Origin of the sequence: Flavobacterium notoginsengisoli, assembly GCF_014207905.1 — a bacterium.
Taxonomy (GTDB): Bacteria; Bacteroidota; Bacteroidia; order Flavobacteriales; family Flavobacteriaceae; genus Flavobacterium; species Flavobacterium notoginsengisoli_A.
The window spans coordinates 674,043-694,581 of sequence record NZ_JACHLB010000001.1; the positions used below are offsets into that span (position 1 = coordinate 674,043).

Below are 20,539 nucleotides of genomic sequence, written 5' to 3' on the forward strand. Positions count from 1 at the left end.
TTACTTTTTTGACTTCTTTCATCTTATAATTCTTAAGCTTTAACCAGACTTTTATAATGCACTTCTGATAATTGTCTCAAAATTTCGGCACTTTTTTCAGGTGTAATATCACGCTGCGATTCGCCCATCATTTCGTACCCAACCATGAATTTCTTTACCGTTGCCGATCTTAACAATGGCGGGTAAAAATGCATGTGGAAATGCCATTCTGGATGATCCAAACCGTCTGTTGGAGATTGGTGAATTCCTGATGAATACGGGAAAGAAGTATTAAATAAATTATCATACTTCGTAGTCAATTGCTTTAAGATTTTAGCGAAAGATTTGCTTTCTTCAGCTGTAAAATTCGTGATTTTGTTAACCGCCCTTTTGCTCACAATCATCGTTTCATAAGGCCAGATTGCCCAAAAAGGAACTAAAGCCACAAAATGATCATTTTCGATAACGATTCGTTCTCCAGCTTTTAATTCAGCAGTAACATAATCTTCCAAAAGCGTTCTTTTGTTTTTATCGTAGTAAGATTTTAAGCTGTTTTGTGTTTTTTCAACCTGAGTCGGAAGCGAAGACTGAGCCCAAATTTGTCCGTGCGGGTGCGGATTGCTGCATCCCATTACACTTCCTTTATTTTCAAAAATCTGAACGTGATTGATGAATTTTATATTTCCTAAATCAGTGTATTCTTTCTGCCACGTTTTAATAATGTTTTCAATATCTGCAATCTCCATTTCTGGTAAAGTCAAATCGTGTCTTGGAGAAAAACAAACCACTCTCGAAATTCCTTGTTCTGGTTTTGCTTTAAAGAAAGTATGTTTGATATCGTCTTCAAAAATAATTTCGTCCTGTTTCATGGCAGCAAAATCATTTTCAAAAACAAAACTGCTTTCATATGCTGGATTATTTACACCATTAGCGCGAACATTTCCCGGACACAAATAACAAGTCGGATCATATTTTGGAAGCTGTTCTGTTGAAATTGTTTCATTTTGCCCTTGCCAAGGACGTTTTGCACGATGTGGCGATACTAATACCCATTCGTTAATTAATGGATTGAAGCGTCTGTGCGGATCTTCGTTAATGTCAAAATTTTTCATTGTAGTGTGTTGTGGTATTAAAGTAGCGTTGTTCCGTTTGAGATTTTTACATCATAGAATTTTAATTCAATTCCAAATGTATCTAAATAAAGCTTAGAGAACTTACGCTTAACATCATTTTCATGTCCTTTTTTAACTAAATTGATAGTACAGCCGCCAAAACCACCGCCCATAAGTCGGGAACCAACAATGGCGTCGTCTTCTTTTGCTGTATCAACTAGCATATCCAATTCTTCGCAGCTTACCTCATATTCTTTAGATAAACCATAATGTGTTTCAAAAAGCAATTCGCCTAAAAGTTCAATATTTCCTGCATCTAAAGCTTCACAAGCCTTAATAACACGATTAATTTCTTTCACAACAAAATGAACTCTATCAAAAACTTTCTCGCTCATTTTGTTTTTCAGACTTAAAACTTGTTCTACAGAAGAATCTCTAAAACTTTTTACTTCAGGGAAATGACTTTTTATAATAGATAAACCTTCTTCACATTCAATTCTTCTCGTATTGTATTCAGAAGTGAAAAGAGAGTGTTTTACATTAGAATCAAACAAAATCAAAGAATAATCTTTGAAATCGGCGTTGTGGTATTCAAAATCTAAAGTATTGCAATCCAGTTTAATTACTTTGTTTTCCAAACCATGTACGCTCGAAAACTGGTCCATAATTCCGCAGTTGATACCAACCCAATGTTCGGCTTTTTGTCCTAATAATGAAATGTCTTTTTTCTCAATTTTTAAATCAAAAAGAGATTTGATTCCGAAAATCGTTCCGCATTCTAAAGCCGCAGAAGAAGATAATCCAGAACCAACCGGAATATTACTGCTGAAAACACAGTTGAAACCTTCAAAAGAAAAACCGTTGTCTTGCAATTGTTTAATAACGCCACGAATGTAATTTGTCCAAACGACATCGCTCAATTTTACTTCTTGAGTTAAATCGATTTCAAACTCTTCATTCAAATCAATCGCAATTATTTTAGAAGTTTTAGTGTTGTTTTTTGAAAAAGCAAAACAAATTACTTTGTCAATTGCTGCAGGTAAAACATAACCGTCGTTGTAGTCAATATGTTCTCCGATAATGTTGATTCTACCTGGAGAAAGAACCGTTTTTTCTGGAGAAGAACCAAAAGATTTCTCAAAAAAAGCAACGGTGTTTTGTATTAAAATATCATTCATTATATAGTTAGTGTATTGTGGTTTTGGATTTTTATTAATGTGTTGAGTGAAACTATTTTTTCTATTACTTATTAGTTTAAATTAAAATCTTTCTAAATCAGCTTTAATCTGTGTAAATCTGCGTGAAAAAATCTTGGCAAAAGTTATTTCACGCAGATTTTAAAAGATTTCGGCAGATTCAATTAGATTTTACTTGTTGGATGAAAGTATTTATATTTTATTCCATCCAACGGTTTTATATTAATCTAAACTTTCAAATTTGTAAAGCGTTTTTTGCGCATATTCTTCGCCTTTTCTCAAAACAGCATTTGGAAAATGAGCATGATTTGGTGCGTCTGGGAAATTTTGTGTTTCAAAACAAATTCCGCTTTGCGCATTGTAATCGACATTTTCTTTTCCTTTTAATTTTCCGAAACAATTTCCGCCTACATATATATGTACACTTGGTTGATCGGTATAAACATTCATTCTTAAATTATTTTTTAAACTGATTAATTGCGCAACAATTTCTGTTTTAGAATTGACCACAAAAGAATTGTCAATAGGAAACGGACAGTTTTTAGGTGTTCTAAAATCAAAATCATGATTGCTTAAATCGGTATAATTTCCAGTCGGAATATTATCAGAATTTGTTTCCAACATTTTTGCCGATTTGATAAACATTTGCTGTTCTAGAACATTTCCATCGTGTCCATCAAGATTAAAATAACTATGATGCGTCAAGTTAATAACCGTATCTTCTGTTGAGGTTGCTTTGTATTCTAACTTTAATTCATTTTCTTCTGTCAAAGTATAGGTCAAATAAACCGTCATTTCTCCAGGGAAACTTTCATCTAAATGTGCGCTCAAAAGTCCAAAAGTAATCGATGGATTTTCACCAGAAGTTGCATTTACAACACTCCAAGCTTTTCTTCCAAATCCCATAACTCCGCCATGAAGCGTATTGCCGTTATTGTTTCCGTCAAGCTGAAATTTATTCCCATCTAAACTAAAAGTTCCTTTATGAATACGTCCGGCATAACGCCCAACAGTTGTTCCAAAATAAGGAGCACTTGGTAAATTATACGATTCTAAATACGCTTCTAAATTGTCAAACCCTAATACAACATCCGTTAATTTTCCACTTACTGGGATTTGGATTGAAGTTACCGTTGCACCATAATTGATGATCTGAACTTTCATTCCGTTTTTATTGACTAATTCAAAAGAATAAATTTCTTCTTTATTGGGCATTAAACCGAATAATTTGCAATTATGTATATCCTTTAAATGCGATATGTGTTTTATTTCCATATAATTTTTACCAAAAATGAAATCCAAAAATAGAAACATTCTCTATATTTGCATACCAGTACCTACCAGTTTTTAATATTAATAGTCAAAATGACTTTATTATGAACATCATTTCAATTCAAAATAATATTGGTCTTCCAAAATATAAGCAGATTATTCTTTCAATAGAAAAAGCTATAGAAGTAGGAAAATTAATAAAAGGCGATCGACTTCCGTCGGTGAATAAAGTTTGTCTGGCGTTTTCGCTATCTCGAGATACGGTCTTATTAGCGTACGATGAACTGAAAAAAAGAGGAATTATTTATGCCATTCCTGGAAAGGGATATTATGTTAAAAGTATTGAAATCACTATAACTCAGAAGGTTTTCTTGCTTTTTGATGAGCTGAATATTTTTAAAGAAGATATTTATAATTCGTTTTTGCAGAACATCGGAAAAAATGTTCAGGTCGATATTTTCTTTCATCATTTTAATGTTCAAGTTTTCAAAAAACTGATCAATGACAGTAATGGAAATTACACCAAATATATTATCATGCCGACGAACTTAAACGATATAGTCGATTCGATAAAAACCCTACCAGTGGGTGATGTAATTATTTTGGATCAAACCAATTCGGACTTAAAAATGTTTCCAGCCATTTATCAAAATCACCAGAGAGATATTTACGAAGGTTTGATAAAAGGAAAATCCAGATTATCAAAATACAAAAAACTGATTCTTATTTTCCCAGGTTTTAGAGAGCCTCCCGGAATGAAAATTGGTTTCGAGTCTTTCTGCAAAGAATACAAATACGATTATGAAATTATTTCCGATTTCAGTAATAAGGCTATTGAATTAGGAGATTTGTACATTGTTCCGCACGATCGTGATTTGCTTTTGGTAATTGAAAATGCAATGGCGAGAAATTTAAAATTAGGAGAAGATTTCGGAATTATATCTTATAATGAAACGGCATTGAAAAAAATTGCGGCAAATGGGATTACGACAATTTCGACCAATTTTGAATTGATGGGAAAAATTCTAGCCGATATGGTTTTGACAGGAAAAAAAGAGCAGATCGAAAATAGATCTGCTCTCATATTAAGGAATTCTTTATAACAATAATGTCAATTATAAATTAAGGACAAAATTGTTTAATAATTTTTCTTCGTATTTCTCTTTATTAAAAGTATACAGATAAGAACCTTTTCGAGAAGACTGCATATCTTTTTCGTCCAGTTTATTTAAGATTTCAAGAGAATTGATTTTGCTGATGAAATTTCTTTTATCCAATTCTTTGCTCAAAATGGCTTCATACAATTCTAAAAGCTGACGCATAGTAAATTTTTCAGGAAGCAATTCGAAACCAATTGGTTTAATAGAAGTTTTGTAACGAAGACGTTTAATCGCATTTTGAACCATTTCGTTGTGGTCAAAAATCAAATTTGGCGCATCGTTAATCGGGAACCATTCTGCGTGATAATTTTGAATTAATTCTTCATTATGGTTTTCGATATTAATCAAAGCAAAGTAAGAAACCGAAATGGTTCTTTCAACTGGGTCACGATCGATTTCACTGTAAGCATACAATTGCTCCATATAAATATCGTTAAGACCCGTATAGGTATTTAAGATTCTTGTGGCTGCAGCATCCAGCACTTCGTCACGTTTTAAAAAACCTCCAATCAAAGACCATTTTCCCTTTTCAGGTTCAAAATCCCTCTGAATTAAAAGTATTTTCAAGCCTTCATGATCGAAACCGAAAATGATGCAGTCAACCGCCAATAAAACTTTATCGGCAGAGCTATAACTATTTAGCATATATAATTAATTTGGATGGTAAATATATAAACTTCTTAAAACGTTTCATAATATATTAATGTTGATTTTACACTTATGTTAAAATTGAAACAAATAAGAAGCTGTACTAATTGATTTATCGCATAAAATCTGATTTTTTCAGACCAAAATTTCATCAATTTCATCTCAAAAAATACGAGTTAAAGGTAGAAACATTTTCAAAAGAGCATTATTTGGTAACGTATAAATTGTAATTCGTTGCCTAAAAGTTACAATTTTTGTTACAAAGCAATACTGTTTTATATTTTTTTGTCAATTTTTTGAAGTTTCTAACATTTCATAAATCGAATAAAATTCCTTTGTTAATACTGCCTTTCGAATTTTTTCATTGTCAAATCTGTTTTTTACAACCAGTTGTTCTGAGATTTTAATTTTTTTATGAGACTTTTTTTTCTTTAAATTTACAAATGTTAAACAAACACTTATAAAATCTAAAAATCACAAACCGTTATAAAATATGTAAACCACCATATTTTTTAACAACCAAAAACCACAAAAACCTTATGAAAAAACCACTATTATTACTAGTGATGGCGTTTTGTATGCAAATTATAACCGCCCAGAAAGAAGCTGTCGTTATTGCTGTCAAAAACGATGCAGCGGCGCCAACTATCAATAAAAATATTTACGGACATTTTGCAGAACATTTAGGACATTGTATTTACGGTGGATTTTTTGTTGGAGATACTTCTAAAATTCCAAATACAAACGGAGTTCGAAATGATATTATTAAAGCACTAAAAGATTTAAAAATTCCAAATTTAAGATGGCCTGGCGGATGTTTTGCAGACACTTACCATTGGAAAGATGGAATTGGTCCAAAAGAACAGCGTCCGACAATTGTAAATCAATGGTGGGGAGGAGTTACGGAAGATAACAGTTTTGGAACACACGATTTTTTAAATATGTGTGAATTGCTTGGAGCAGAACCCTATTTGTCTGGAAATGTTGGTAGCGGAACCGTTCAAGAGCTAGCAGACTGGGTTCAGTATACGAATTTTGGAGGTAAAAGTCCGATGAGTGATTTACGTAGAAAAAACGGAAGAACAGAGCCTTGGAAAGTAAAATATTGGGGAATTGGAAATGAAGCTTGGGGTTGCGGCGGAAATATGACTGCAGATTATTATGCAAATGAATACCGCAAGTTTGCCACTTTTATGTCAGATTGGAGTAATACGGGCGGAATTACAAGAATTGCTTCTGGATCAAATAGTTCAGATTATAATTGGACAGAAGTTTTAATGAAAAATATTCCGCTACATATGTTAGGCGGATTAGGCGTTCATCATTATGCTGTAATCAATTGGGACAAAAAAGGTTCAGATGTTGATTTCACAGAAAAAGAATATTTCCTGACGATGCAGTCTGCTTTGAAAATGGAAGAATTGGTAACTAAACATGCCGCAATTATGGATAAATACGATCCAGAGAAAAAAGTTGCCATGATTGTAGACGAATGGGGAGGTTGGTACGAAGTTCAAAAAGGAACAAATCCTGGATTTTTATATCAACAAAATACAATGAGAGATGCTGTTTTGGCTGGAGCTACATTGAATATTTTCAATAATCATGCGGACAGAGTTAAAATGGCAAATCTGGCACAATGTGTAAATGTACTTCAGGCTGTAATTCTGACAGATAAAGCCAAAATGATTACAACGCCGACTTACAGCGTTATGAAAATGTACAACGTGCATCAAGATGCAAAATTACTTCCTGTAGATTTCAAATCGCCTTCTTATACTTATAATGGACAAACAATTCCAGCAGTTTCGGCTTCGGTTTCAAAAGATAACAATGGAGCGATTCATATTTCGTTGGTAAATATTGATGCTGTAAATAAAAACAAAATCGAAATCGACACTAAAGACCTTGGCGTGAAGAACTTTACTGGAACAATTATAACATCTCAAAAATTACAAGATTATAATTCTTTCGAAAATCCGAATAAAATTGTTCCAGTTGCTTTTAAAGGTTTTGAAAACAAAAAAGGAAAGCTAGAAATAACACTTCCTCCTTTTTCTGTATTGGTTTTAGAAGGAAAATAATGCGATAGAATGAAAAAGTATATTTTTTATTTATTGATTTTCTGCTTGTTGATTTTGGTTTCCTGTAAAGAAACCAAAAACAATTTGGTGCAATCTGATGATAAAACTTCTGCTTTAAAAGCAGGTTGTCAGATTGAACCGGTTAACATTCAAAATGTAAAATTGACCGATTCTTTTTGGCTTCCAATTATCAAAAGAGTACAGGAAATTACAATCGAATATGCCATTAAAAAATGTGATGAAGAAGGACGTTTTGAGAATTTTTTAATTGCTGGAAAACAAAAAAGCGGTACAACAAGAGGCGAAATGCCTTTTGATGACACCGATGTTTACAAAATTATCGAAGGCGCTTCGAATACTTTAATCAGTGCGCCGAATCCGAAACTGGAAAGAGTTCTAGATTCGATGATTGCGATTGTAAAAATTGGTCAGGAAACAGACGGCTATATTACAACTTGGAGAACTATAAATCCGGCAAAACCGCCTGCAACTTGGGTTCCAGTAATTGAAGGAAAACGTTGGGAATCGTTACAGATTAGTCACGAATTATACAATCCAGGACATTTAATCGAAGCGGCAATTGTGCATTATGAAGCAACAGGAAAAACCAATTTTCTGGAAATCGCTATAAAAGCTGCCGATATGCTAGTTCGAACTTTTGGCGATAATCCGGGACAAGTAAAAGGCGTTCCGGGGCATCAGATTGTGGAAACAGGTTTGCTGAAATTGTATCAGATAACTGGAAAAAAAGAATATCTAAATCTGGCAAAATACTATTTGGATAATCGTGGAAATCCGAACAATCACAAATTGTATGGAGAATATGCGCAAGATCACATGCCGATTTTGGAACAAAAAGAAGCAGTTGGTCATGCAGTAAGAGCGGTTTATATGTATGCAGGAATGACAGATATTGCAGCTTTGATGAAAGATAAAGGTTATGAAAATGCCGTGAACAATCTGTGGGAAAACATGGTCAACAAAAAAATGTATATCACAGGCGGAATCGGTTCTAGGCATGACGGAGAAGCTTTCGGCGCAAATTACGAATTGCCCAACTTAACAGCTTATAATGAAACTTGCGCTGCGATCGGCGATGTTTATTGGAATCACAGATTGCATAATTTATACGGAGCTTCAAAATATTTTGATGTTATCGAAAGAACGATGTACAATGGATTAATATCGGGTATTTCGCTTGACGGAAAACAATTTTTTTACCCAAATGCTTTGGAGGCAGATGGCGTTTACAAATCAAATCGCGGTTCTTGCACAAGACAAGGTTGGTTTGACTGTTCTTGCTGCCCAACCAATTTGATTCGTTTTATTCCGTCAATTCCGGGATTGATTTATTCTAAAACAAATGATGTTTTGTATGTCAATTTGTATGCTTCAAATAATGCATCTTTCCAATTAGGAAAAACAGATTTACAGATTTCACAGCAGACATCTTATCCTTGGAACGGCAAAATTGCGATTTCGGTAAATCCTAAAAAAGAAAGTCAGTTTACAATTAAACTGCGTGTTCCAGGCTGGGCAAGAAATGAGGTTTTACCTGGAGATTTGTACAGTTATAAAAAAGCTTCGGCTCAAAAAGTGACGATTAATTTAAACGGAGAAACTTTAGCGATTCAACCAGAAAATGGTTATTTCAATATTTCTAGAAAGTGGAAAAAAGGAGATAAAATCAATTTAAATCTTCCGATGGAAGTTCAGGAAGTGCAAACCAGTTCTAAAGTTCTAACAAATGCAAATAAAGTTTCTTTAGAATATGGACCACTTGTTTATGCGGTTGAAGAAATGGATAACAAAAACAACTTCGATAAAATTGATGTAAGCGCTTCTGATACTTTTAAAGTGAAAAAAGAAGCCAATTTATTGCAGGGAGTGAATGTAATTGAGAATTCAAAATTGAAAGCAATTCCATATTATTCTTGGTCAAATCGAGGAGTTGGAAAAATGAAAGTTTGGTTGGATTATAAGAACTGAAAATAGATTGTAAAAACAAGATTTCATAGATATAAAAATGATTCTTTATTGTTTTTGTCAGGCTGAGCGAAGTCGAAGCCCGAGTACAATTGGAGCGCCCTTCGACTTCGCTCAGGGAGACAATCGAAGAAAAATTCTTTCGTCCCGATAGATATCACGAGAGGCAAAAATTAGAAACAAACTTTAAATAAAATAAAATTCAGTACGATTTTAAAGTACAGTTCGATAACGATTTGAAGATTTAGCTGAAATAATCGCAATGTTATAAATGTATTGTTAACATTTATTTTTTGATTGAATGCTAAAATGCTGTTTTGATGCATTTATAGCAAAAATGAATCATGCAATTTCAATTAAGTGTTTTTTGTACACTTATAAAATAATTATCTCTATATTTGTCAATATTTAAAAAAGAAATAGAATGAAAAATTATGTAATAGGATTGGACTACGGAACAGATTCTGTTCGCGCGGTGCTAATAGACGCTGAAAATGGACAAGAGTTGGCATCCAATGTTTCTCATTACAAAAGATGGAAAAACAAACAATATTGTGATGCCTCTATAAACCAATTTCGTCAGCATCCTTTGGATCACATCGAAGGATTGGAAATTACAATTCAAAATGTAGTTAAAGAAAGTAAAGTTGATCCTTCATTAGTAAAAGGAATCTGTATCGATACAACAGGATCTTCTCCTGTTCCGGTTACAAAAGATGGAACTCCATTGGCTTTGACAAAAGGTTTTGAAGAAAATCCAAATGCGATGATGGTTTTATGGAAAGACCATACTTCGATAAACGAAGCAAACGAAATCAACGAACTGGCAGTAAGCTGGGGCGGAGAAGACGTTACAAAATATGTGGGAGGAATTTATTCTTCTGAATGGTTCTGGGCAAAAATCCTTCACATCGCAAGACAAGACGAAGCGGTTCAAAATGCAGCCCACACTTGGATGGAACACTGCGATTTAATGACGTATTTGTTAATTGAAGATAAAGATTTAAAAACGTTCAAAAGAAGCCGTTGCGCAGCAGGACACAAAGCAATGTGGCACGAAGACTGGAACGGATTGCCGCCAGTTGAATTCTTAGAAAAATTACATCCGTATTTAGCACAGCTTCGCGGAAATTTATATGATGAAACGTATACATCAGATTTAGTTGCCGGAAAATTGAGCCAAGAATGGGCAGATCGTCTAGGACTTTCTACAGATACAGTTGTAGCTGTTGGAACTTTCGATGCGCATTCTGGAGCAGTTGGAGCTAAAATTGGAGAAAACACTTTAGTTCGTGTTATGGGAACTTCAACTTGTGATATTCTGGTTGGTTCTTATGATGAAGTGGGAACAAAAACCGTTCGCGGAATCTGCGGACAAGTTGATGGATCTGTAATTCCAGGTTATATTGGACTTGAAGCGGGACAATCTGCTTTTGGAGATTTATTAGCTTGGTACAAAGAATTATTGATGTGGCCAACAGAACATTTACTAGGTTCTTCATCTGTTTTAAATGATGCTCAAAAAGAACAATTAAGAGAAGAATTCAGCGATAAGTTAATTGTAGAATTGACGAAAGAAGCAGAGAAAATTCCAGTTTCAGAAAGTCTTCCAATTGCTTTAGACTGGATTAATGGTAGAAGAACTCCAGATGCAAATCAAGAATTAAAAAGTGCTATTTCGAACCTTTCTTTAGGAACAAAAGCACCACATATTTTCAAAGCTTTAGTAAACGCAATTTGTTTTGGAGCGAAAAAAATTGTAGACCGTTTTGAAGAAGAAGGCGTAAAAATCGACAGTGTAATCGGAATTGGCGGTGTTGCTCGTAAATCTCCTTTTATCATGCAGACTTTGGCTAACGTTTTAAACAAGCCAATTAAAATCGCAGCTTCAGACCAAACTCCTGCTTTAGGGGCAGCAATTTATGCAGCCGTAGCAGCAGGAATTTATCCAAACGTAATCGAAGCAAGCCAGAAAATCGGAAGTGATTTTGATGGAGAATATTTCCCTCAAACTGATAAAGTAGAAGCGTATCATAAACTGCTTTTAGGTTATGAAAAACTAAGCGCTTTTGCAGATCCAAACCTTAAAATATCGCAACATGAGCTCTCTTTATAAAGATTTAAAACAGGAGTGTTACGAAGCCAATATGCAGTTAAATGCATTGAATTTGGTGGTATACACTTTTGGAAATGTAAGTGCCGTTGACCGTAAAAATGGTGTTTTTGCCATTAAGCCAAGCGGTGTTCCTTACGAAGATTTAAAACCAGAAGATATTGTAATTGTCGACTTTGATAATAATGTTATTGAAGGAAATCTGCGTCCGTCATCAGACACTAAAACGCACGCTTATTTATACAAACATTGGCCAAATATTGGAGGTGTTGCGCATACACACGCAACTTATTCTGTAGCTTGGGCACAATCTCAGCAAGATATTCCAATTTTTGGAACTACGCATGCCGACCATTTAACAGCAGATATTCCATGTGCGCCGCCAATGGCAGATCATTTAATTGAAGGCAACTACGAACACAATACCGGAATTCAGATTTTAGATTGTTTCAAAGAAAAAAATCTTTCATACGAAGAAGTAGAAATGATTTTAATTGGAAATCACGGTCCGTTTGCATGGGGAAAAAATGCTGCAAAAGCGGTTTACAACAGCAAAGTTTTAGAAGTAGTTGCAGAAATGGCTTACTTGACTTTACAAATAAATCCAAACGCACCAAGATTAAAAGATTCATTAATAAAGAAACATTACAACCGTAAACACGGAAAAGATTCGTATTACGGACAATAGAATTTTTGTTTCAGGTTTCAGGTTTTTTTTGTTTCAAGTTGTTGGAGCGTTGAACTTGAAACTTGAAACAAAGAAAACTTGAAACAAAAAAACATAACAATTCAAGTTTTTCAGATTCCAATAACGTGAAACCTGAAACTTGAAACAAAATAAACAACAAAAATGATAGATATATCTCAAAAAGAAGTATGGTTTGTAGTAGGAAGCCAAGAATTATATGGTGAAGAAACGCTTAGAAAAGTAGCAGAACATTCACAAATTATTGCAAAAGGATTAGATGCTTCGTCTTCAATTCCTGTAAAAGTGGTTTACAAAGATGTGGTAAAATCGCCTTCGCAGATTTTAGATGTGTGTTTGGCGGCAAACTCAGCTAAAAACTGTATCGGAATTATTGCTTGGATGCATACTTTCTCACCAGCAAAAATGTGGATTGGCGGATTAAATATCCTTAAAAAACCATTATGCCATTTGCATACACAATATAATGCTGAAATTCCGTGGGGAAGCATCGATATGGATTTCATGAACTTAAACCAATCGGCTCACGGAGATCGTGAATTTGGTTTTATCATGTCTAGATTACGTAAAAAACGTAAAGTTGTTGTAGGACATTGGGAAGATCAAAGAGTTCAAAAACAACTAGGAATCTGGTCAAGAGTTGTCTTGGGATGGGACGAACTTCAAAACTTAAAAGTAGCTCGTATTGGAGATAATATGCGTGAAGTTGCCGTTACAGAAGGCGATAAAGTTGAGGCTCAAATTCGTTTCGGAATGTCAGTAAATGGATATGATTCATCAGATGTTACAAAACATATTGAAAAAGTAACAGACAAACAATTAGCTGATTTATTAGCAATTTATGAGTCTTCTTATAACTTAACTGATTCTTTAAAAGAAGGCGGAGCACAAAGAAGTTCTTTGGTTGAAGCTGCAAAAATCGAATTAGGATTAAGAGCTTTCCTTGAAGAAGGAGGATTTGGCGCTTTCACAGATACATTTGAAAACCTTGGGGTTTGGAAACAATTACCAGGAATCGCAACACAAAGATTAATGGCCGATGGTTATGGTTTTGGTGGAGAAGGAGATTGGAAAACAGCCGCAATGGTAAGAGCTTTAAAAGTTATGTGTGTTGGTCTTGAAGGTGGAACTTCTTTCATGGAAGATTACACGTACCATTTCACACCACAAAAATCGTATGTTTTAGGATCTCACATGTTGGAAATCTGTCCATCTATTGCTGACGGAAAACCTTCTTGCGAAGTTCATCCATTAGGAATTGGAGGAAAAGAAGATCCTGCTCGTTTAGTATTTAATTCGCCAGCTGGAGATGCAATCAATGTTTCTTTGGTGGATATGGGAACGCGTTTCCGTTTAATTGTAAACGAAGTAGAAGCGGTTAAACCAATGGCGGAATTACCAAAACTTCCAGTTGCACGCGTTCTTTGGGATTGTAAACCAAACTTAGAAGTTGCAGCAACAGCTTGGATTTTAGCAGGTGGAGCGCACCATACAGTTTACAGCCAGTCAATTACAACAGAATATATGGAAGATTTCGCAGATATCGCTGGAATCGAATTATTGGTAATTGATGAAAAAACTACGGTAAGAGAGTTTAAAGATAAAATTAACGCCAACGAAGCCTATTTTCATTTGTTTCAACACGGACTTTAAATAAAGATGCTAAGATTCTGAGATGCTAAGGTTCTAAGTTTTTTGTACTTTTAACTTTTAACATCTAACATTTTACTTTTTTTAAAAACCAAAAAATTATCATTTATGAATGTATTAAAACGCTCTCTTTTCATACTAAGCATGCTCGGTATTGCTATAGTTTCAGTTCAATGTAAAGGCGATAAAAAAGCTGATACAGAAAAAGTTGCAACTGAAGGAAAAGATTTAGTTACAATCGAAAAATCGGAATACGGAAAAACGGCAAAAGGAGAAAATGTCGAAAGTTATAAACTGAAAAACCAAAATGGGATGGAAGTTGACATCATCACTTTTGGCGGCAGAATTACAGATTTGAAAGTACCAAACAAAGAAGGTGTTTCAGAAAATGTCGTAATCGGATTTAGTTCTTTGGCACAATATGAAAAAGAGAATCCTTTCTTCGGAGCTTTAATCGGAAGATATGGAAACCGAATTGCTAAAGGGAAATTTTCTTTAGATGGAAAAGAATATCAATTAGCAATCAACAATGCACCAAATGCTTTACACGGTGGACCGCAAGGACTTTTTAATGTGGTTTGGAAAGCCGATGAGGTTAAATCAGGAGATACAGCTTCTTTAAAATTGTCTTATTTAAGCAAAGATATGGAAGAAGGTTATCCAGGAAACTTGAAAGTTTTTGTGACTTACACTTTAACAAATGATAATCAGTTAGAAGTTTTATACGAAGCAACAACAGACAAAAAAACGGTTGTTAACTTGACACAGCATTCTTATTTCAATTTATCAGGAGATTTCACCAAAACAATTTTAGATCACGAATTGACTTTAAATGCTGATAAATTAGTTCCAGTTGATGCAACTTTAATTCCAACAGGAAAATTAGAAGATGTTGCAGGAACGCCTTTCGATTTCAGAACGCCAAAATTAATTGGAAAAGACATCAATGCTAAAAATGATCAGTTGGAAAAAGGAAAAGGTTACGATCACTGCTGGGTTTTGAACAATCCTGAAAAAGGAAAAACAATCATTGCAAAAGTATACCACGCAGCAAGCGGAAGAGTTTTAGAAATGACAACAGACGAACCTGGAATCCAGTTCTATTCTGGAAATTTCTTAGACGGAACTTTGCCAACACGTGATGGAAAAACTTATGCACACAGAACAGGATTATGTTTAGAAACAGAACATTATCCAGATTCTCCAAATCAGAAAAACTTCCCGACGACGGTTTTAAACCCAGGAGAAAATTATAAAACGAAAACAACTTTTAAGTTTTCTGTAAAAAAGTAATTTTTTAGAATTTGTTAATTAATTTTAATTCCGAAAAACCTCGAAAGCATTACTTTCGAGGTTTTTTATTTGTTTTTCGTTACGAATTCACGAATTTTAGATTTTGAAAATTTGTGAAATTATACTTTATGTATATTTCAATTTATATAAATTCGTGAATTCGTGGCTAAAGAAATTATGGCATTCAAACATCTATTCAAAGCAGTATTAAACTGGACTTCAAAAAAAGAAGATTCATCCTCAAAAATTTATAATAAAACTCATCAGATTCAAATCGAGGGAAAACCAATTTTAGATATTTCTGCAGCAAAAGCCTTCAAAGGCGATCCGTCATTATATAATCCTGAAGATTTATTATTGAGTAGTTTAGTTTCCTGCCACATGATGTCATACTTATATGTCTGCTCTCAAAACGGAATAGAAGTTCTCGAATATTCAGACAATGCAGAAGCAACTTTAGAAGTAAATCCAGATGGAAGCGGACGTTTTACACAAGTTCGATTATATCCAAAAGTCAAAATCTCAAATTCAGATCAAATTGGATTAGCTTTAGAACTGCATCAAAAAGCAAATAAATTGTGTTTTATTGCTAATTCTTGCAATTTTCCTGTTTTGCATGACGCGAGTTGTGAGGTTTAAACATATAAGTTACATAAGTAAATATTAATGTTGGAATGAAAACGCTCCAATTAAATGAACTTATATAAATTATATGGTGAAAAAAAAAGCATAAAAAAAACCTCTTCCGTTAAGAAGAGGTTTTTATGTACCCGGAGCCGGAGTCGAACCGGCACGGTTTCCCACAGGTGTTTGAGACCAGCGCGTCTACCAATTCCGCCATCCGGGCGTAGCAGACGAAAAAATAATCATAAAAGACTATTTTAACGCAATAGAATGAAGTCATAAATGGCGTCATTCCTTTAACACGGTGCAAATGTAAAAAATAAAATTAAACCAACTACTAAAAATACTTAAATTTTTCCTTTCAGTGTCCAATAAATTTTATAAATTTGCACCTCGTTAAAACGAAGCACACACAACTAACTACATTCGAGGCATTTATAAGGTTTTCTCTTTATTAGAAATAATAAAAATAAAATTAGATAAATGTAGCGAAGCAAAAACAACAATATAATGTCGCACCTAGAACCAGAAGCTAAAATTTTTGCTTGTTCACAAAGTGTTTATCTTGCAGAAAAAATTGCAAAAGACTACGGAATTCCGTTAGGAAAAGTAACGATGTCAACGTATAGCGATGGAGAATTTCAGCCATCTTACGAAGAGTCAATTAGAGGTTTACGAGTATTTATCGTATGTTCAACTTTTCCAAGTGCAGATAATCTGATGGAATTGTTGTTAATGATTGATGCAGCAAAACGTGCATCAGCAAGACACATTACAGCTGTAATGCCTTATTTTGGTTGGGCAAGACAAGATAGAAAAGACAAACCAAGAGTTCCGATTGGAGCAAAGTTAGTAGCGAATTTACTAACAGCTGCAGGAGCAACAAGAATCATGACAATGGATTTGCACGCAGATCAAATTCAAGGATTCTTTGAAAAACCAGTAGATCATTTATTTGCATCTACAATCTTTTTACCATACGTAGAAAGTTTAAATTTAGAAAATCTGACTATTGCATCTCCAGATATGGGAGGTTCAAAAAGAGCATATGCTTACTCTAAGTTTTTAGAATCAGATGTAGTAATCTGTTACAAACAAAGAAAAGCAGCCAACGTTATCGATACTATGGAGCTAATTGGTGAAGTAAAAGGACGTAACGTAATCTTAGTAGATGACATGATCGATACTGGAGGAACTTTAGCAAAAGCGGCAGACCTTATGATCGAAAAAGGAGCGCTAAGTGTAAGAGCAATTTGTACGCACGCTATTTTATCTGGCGGAGCATACGAAAAAATTGAAAATTCGAAATTAACAGAATTGATCGTAACAGATTCTATTCCGTTAAAGCGAGAATCAAAGAAAATAAAAGTGGTAAGCTGTGCGCCTCTATTTGCTGAGGTAATGCAAATGGTTCACCACAACAATTCCATCAGTGGAAAATTTATAATGTAGAAGCTGTAGGCTTTAGGCCGTAAGCTTTGTTTCTCATTTTAAAAAAAGCTTAGAGCCTATGGCCTAAAGCTTAAAGCAAATTAAGAATATTTATATTAATAACTATATTTTTTTTACAATGAAATCGATTACAATTAAAGGATCAGAAAGAGAAAGCGTGGGCAAAGTGGCAACTAAAGCCTTACGTAATGCTGGAGCGGTTCCTTGCGTGTTATACGGAGGAAATCAGGCAGTACACTTCTCAGCAGACGCTGCAGCGTTCAAAAACTTGGTTTACACTCCAAATGCACACACAGTTGTGATTGAGCTTGGAAAAGGAAAATCATTCAATGCAATTTTGCAAGATATCCAAGTTCACCCAGTTACTGACAAAATTTTACACATTGACTTCTTCCAATTATTTGATGATAAAGAAATCACAATGGAAGTTCCTGTGAAAATTGTTGGTACATCTAAAGGTGTTCTTGCAGGAGGTGTTTTACGTTTGAACCAACGTAAATTAAAAGTTAAAGCTTTGCCATCAAATCTTCCTGATTTTGTTGAAGCTGACATCACTCCACTTGAAATGGGTAACAAATTATACGTTACTAAAGTTGGAAAACCAGAATACAAAATTATGCACCCAGACAACACTGTTGTTTGTCAAGTGAGAATCTCTCGTGCTGCAATGAAAGCTGCTCAAGAGGCTGCAAAAGCTGCAAAAGCTCCTGCAAAAGGAAAGAAAAAATAATTTTTTTCAAACTATACAAAAAGCCTCAATCGAAAGATTGGGGCTTTTTTTTGACTTGAATTTTGTAAAAGAATAGTAGAAGTAAGGTTTGTTTTTCGAAAATTAAAAAGATGTACTGGTGTAGTGACAATTAAGAGATATCATAGAATAATTGTCATCTGATACCAAAAGAAACCAAGTAAAAAGTTCTTTAGATTATAGCAGTAAAAAAGAAAGCCGATTGCATTAGCAATCGGCTTTAAAATTATTAAGAGATTTAATTATTGTTTGCTTTTCATTTCTTTAATTTCATTCTTTAATTCATCAATCTGTTTTTGTTGTTCTTTTATAGCATTGATTAAAACAGGTATCATATCGGCATAATTTACACCTAAAATTTTAGCATCATCTGTTCCTACTTCAACTATTTCAGGTAATATCGTCTGTAATTGTTGAGCAGAAACTCCTAGTTTTACTTTGTCGAATTTATCACTCTTCCATGTGTAAGAAATAGGATCTATCTTTAGTACGTCTATTAATCCGTAATTTAAAGGTTTAATGTTTTGCTTCAAACGAATATCAGAAGTTTGAATTGTTCCATTAGCTGCATATAATGCTCTCCATCTTTGGTTAATATTACCAAGGTTAATAGTGCCTGTTGTTGCTGTCGTTCCAGGTAATAAATCTCCATTATTGGCGATTTCTAAATTTAGAGTATTACTGGTCTTAAATTCTAGATTACTTTTTGCACTAGATCCTGAACCACCTTCATAATAAGCAGTAACTGAAGTAAGCGACTGGAAGCCGCCAAGTCCATTAGCGTCACCATTAGTAGTTTGTGCTTGAAAGTTAAATGCTCCCATTGCCATTCCACTTGTCATCGGAGTAGGTGTAGCTTCTGTTCCATTTGATTTTAAGAAAGAAAACGATGGAGAAACTGCAGCTGTGGAATATGTTGACAATTTAAGGTCGTCTTTATTGTCGTCTGCTGTTGTATTTGTTTCATTAACAAGGTGAATTCCATATCTAGGCTTGCTTGTTCCTATTCCTAACAAACCAGTTTTAGTTAATCTCATTTTTTCTGTATTATTTGTAAAAAAAGGAATGTCAAAATTAGTTAAAGTTCCAAATTTCTTTTCAGAAGTAAGTCCGTCCGAGCCATCATTTCCACCTAATACCCAAGGCATATCTGGAGACCAAGCAACCGCTCCATTTTGATCAGTATATAAATAAGCTGGTTTGTTAACAGCAGGAACCAAATTAATTTGTGTGTCAGCAAGAGTTGTGCTTGTACCCCCGACAATAGCTAGGACTTTATTTGAGGTTGTGGATGTAAGATTTTTTTTAACTACATCAACAGTGATATTTGCATCTAATACTTTACCAGTACCCGTAACTAAAACGGATGTACTTCCTGCAACAACACTACCTTTTGTTATTGTTGGAGTTGCTCCTGTTTCTCCTTTAGGTCCCTGTGGCCCCTGCGGTCCAACGGCTCCATCAGCTCCATTTGTTCCTGGAATACCTCGCAGTCCCTGAGGTCCGACAGCTCCATTTGTTCCTGCAATACCTTGCGGTCCCTGAGGTCCGACAGATCCATCAGCTCCATTTGTTCCTGGAATACCTTGTAGTCCCTGAGGTCCGACAGCTCCATCAGCTCCATTTGTTCCTGGAATACCTTGCGGCCCCTGCGGTCCGTTAGCTCCGTCAATTCCATTTGTTCCTGCAATACCTTGCGGTCCCTGAGGTCCGACAGCTCCGTCAATTCCATTTGTTCCTGGGATACCTTGCGGCCCCTGAGGTCCAACGGCTCCGTCAGCTCCATTTGTTCCTGCAATACCTTGCGGCCCTTGTGGTCCCACAGCTCCGTCAGCTCCGTCAATTCCATTTGTTCCTGGAATACCTTGCGGCCCCTGAGGTCCGACAGCTCCATCAGCTCCGTTTGTTCCTGCAATACCTTGTGGCCCCTGAGGTCCGTCAGCTCCGTCAATTCCATTTGTTCCTGGAATACCTTGCGGTCCCTGAGGTCCGACAGCTCCATCAGCTCCATTTGTTCCTGCAATACCTTGCGGTCCCTGTGGTCCAACGGCTCCATCAGCTCCATTTGTTCCAGCAATACCTTGCGGTCCCTGCGGTCCAACGGCTCCATCAGCTCCATTTGTTCCTGCTATACCTTGAGGTCCCTGCGGTCCGACAGCTCCGTCATCACCTTTATTGCCTTTCACTTTACCGGCATCAAATGTTCTTCCGTCGGTGTAGGTAATTATTAGGTTTCCAGTCGCTGGGTCGATAACGGTAGAAGAGATTCCTGTTCCTGTATCACCTTTCGCGCCGGTTTCGCCTTTCGCACCAGTATCACCTTTTACTTTTCCTGCATCAAATGTTCTTCCATCGGTGTAGGTAATTATTAGGTTTCCAGTCGCTGGGTCGATAACGGTAGAAGAGATTCCGGTTCCAGTATCACCTTTCGCGCCGGTTTCGCCTTTCGCACCAGTATCACCTTTTACTTTTCCTGCATCAAATGTTCTTCCATCGGTGTAGGTAATTATTAGGTT

Annotated in this window: 15 protein-coding genes and 1 tRNA gene; 10 read left to right on the forward strand and 6 right to left on the reverse strand. The window is 35.2% G+C overall.

All coding sequences use genetic code 11. The features are described from left to right. Positions 1-32 precede the first annotated feature (32 nt). The 3 genes from HNP35_RS02890 to HNP35_RS02900 form a co-directional block, all read right to left on the reverse strand. Entirely contained in the window at positions 33-1,091 is a 1,059-nt protein-coding gene (locus HNP35_RS02890) for a UDP-glucose--hexose-1-phosphate uridylyltransferase (protein WP_184158623.1), read from the reverse strand. Between the two features lie 17 nt (positions 1,092-1,108). Next, positions 1,109-2,269, reverse strand: a complete 1,161-nt coding sequence (galK, locus tag HNP35_RS02895; RefSeq protein WP_184158621.1) for a galactokinase — start codon at positions 2,267-2,269, stop codon at positions 1,109-1,111. Between the two features lie 240 nt (positions 2,270-2,509). Then, positions 2,510-3,562, reverse strand: a complete 1,053-nt coding sequence (locus tag HNP35_RS02900; RefSeq protein ID WP_184158619.1) for an aldose epimerase family protein — start codon at positions 3,560-3,562, stop codon at positions 2,510-2,512. A gap of 101 nt (positions 3,563-3,663) precedes the next feature. On the opposite strand from HNP35_RS02900, the gene HNP35_RS02905 reads away from it, so the two are divergent. Next, the gene (locus HNP35_RS02905; protein ID WP_184158617.1) at positions 3,664-4,662 is read left to right on the forward strand and encodes a GntR family transcriptional regulator; all 999 of its coding nucleotides are present in this window, start codon (positions 3,664-3,666) and stop codon (positions 4,660-4,662) included. Positions 4,663-4,674: 12 nt separating this feature from the next. Here the strand turns inward: HNP35_RS02905 and HNP35_RS02910 are convergent, their stop codons facing one another. Then, positions 4,675-5,364 (reverse strand): NUDIX hydrolase, encoded by a 690-nt coding sequence (locus HNP35_RS02910; protein WP_184158615.1) that lies wholly within the window; start codon positions 5,362-5,364, stop codon positions 4,675-4,677. 542 nt (positions 5,365-5,906) lie between these two features. Here HNP35_RS02910 and HNP35_RS02915 point away from each other — a divergent pair. The 7 genes from HNP35_RS02915 (at position 5,907) to HNP35_RS02945 (ending at position 15,838) form a co-directional block, all read left to right on the forward strand. Continuing rightward, positions 5,907-7,451: an alpha-N-arabinofuranosidase gene (locus HNP35_RS02915; protein WP_184158613.1), complete on the forward strand. Its 1,545-nt coding sequence runs from the start codon at positions 5,907-5,909 to the stop codon at positions 7,449-7,451. 9 nt (positions 7,452-7,460) lie between these two features. Next, positions 7,461-9,440, forward strand: a complete 1,980-nt coding sequence (locus HNP35_RS02920; RefSeq protein WP_184158611.1) for a glycoside hydrolase family 127 protein — start codon at positions 7,461-7,463, stop codon at positions 9,438-9,440. A gap of 421 nt (positions 9,441-9,861) precedes the next feature. Beyond that, positions 9,862-11,553 (forward strand): ribulokinase, encoded by a 1,692-nt coding sequence (locus HNP35_RS02925; RefSeq protein ID WP_184158609.1) that lies wholly within the window; start codon positions 9,862-9,864, stop codon positions 11,551-11,553. After that, positions 11,537-12,238 (forward strand): L-ribulose-5-phosphate 4-epimerase, encoded by a 702-nt coding sequence (locus tag HNP35_RS02930; protein WP_184158607.1) that lies wholly within the window; start codon positions 11,537-11,539, stop codon positions 12,236-12,238. The genes HNP35_RS02925 and HNP35_RS02930 overlap by 17 nt, the downstream gene beginning before the upstream one ends. A gap of 162 nt (positions 12,239-12,400) precedes the next feature. Beyond that, complete coding sequence (araA, locus tag HNP35_RS02935; RefSeq protein WP_184158605.1) at positions 12,401-13,909, forward strand: L-arabinose isomerase; 1,509 nt, start codon at positions 12,401-12,403, stop codon at positions 13,907-13,909. Between the two features lie 105 nt (positions 13,910-14,014). Continuing rightward, the gene (locus tag HNP35_RS02940) at positions 14,015-15,199 is read left to right on the forward strand and encodes an aldose epimerase family protein (RefSeq protein ID WP_184158603.1); all 1,185 of its coding nucleotides are present in this window, start codon (positions 14,015-14,017) and stop codon (positions 15,197-15,199) included. A 177-nt stretch (positions 15,200-15,376) separates the two neighbouring features. Further along, a complete protein-coding gene (locus HNP35_RS02945) occupies positions 15,377-15,838 on the forward strand; it encodes an OsmC family protein (RefSeq protein WP_184159720.1) in 462 nt (153 codons plus the stop codon). Between the two features lie 128 nt (positions 15,839-15,966). Here the strand turns inward: HNP35_RS02945 and HNP35_RS02950 are convergent. Beyond that, positions 15,967-16,046 (reverse strand) — tRNA-Leu (locus HNP35_RS02950). A gap of 287 nt (positions 16,047-16,333) precedes the next feature. On the opposite strand from HNP35_RS02950, the gene HNP35_RS02955 reads away from it, so the two are divergent. Continuing rightward, positions 16,334-17,275 (forward strand): ribose-phosphate pyrophosphokinase, encoded by a 942-nt coding sequence (locus HNP35_RS02955; RefSeq protein ID WP_008465976.1) that lies wholly within the window; start codon positions 16,334-16,336, stop codon positions 17,273-17,275. 118 nt (positions 17,276-17,393) lie between these two features. Next, entirely contained in the window at positions 17,394-18,005 is a 612-nt protein-coding gene (locus tag HNP35_RS02960) for a 50S ribosomal protein L25/general stress protein Ctc (RefSeq protein WP_184158601.1), read from the forward strand. 260 nt (positions 18,006-18,265) lie between these two features. Here the strand turns inward: HNP35_RS02960 and HNP35_RS02965 are convergent. Further along, positions 18,266-20,539 (reverse strand): tail fiber domain-containing protein (locus tag HNP35_RS02965; RefSeq protein ID WP_184710773.1); only part of this gene is annotated, 2,274 nt, incomplete at its 5' end.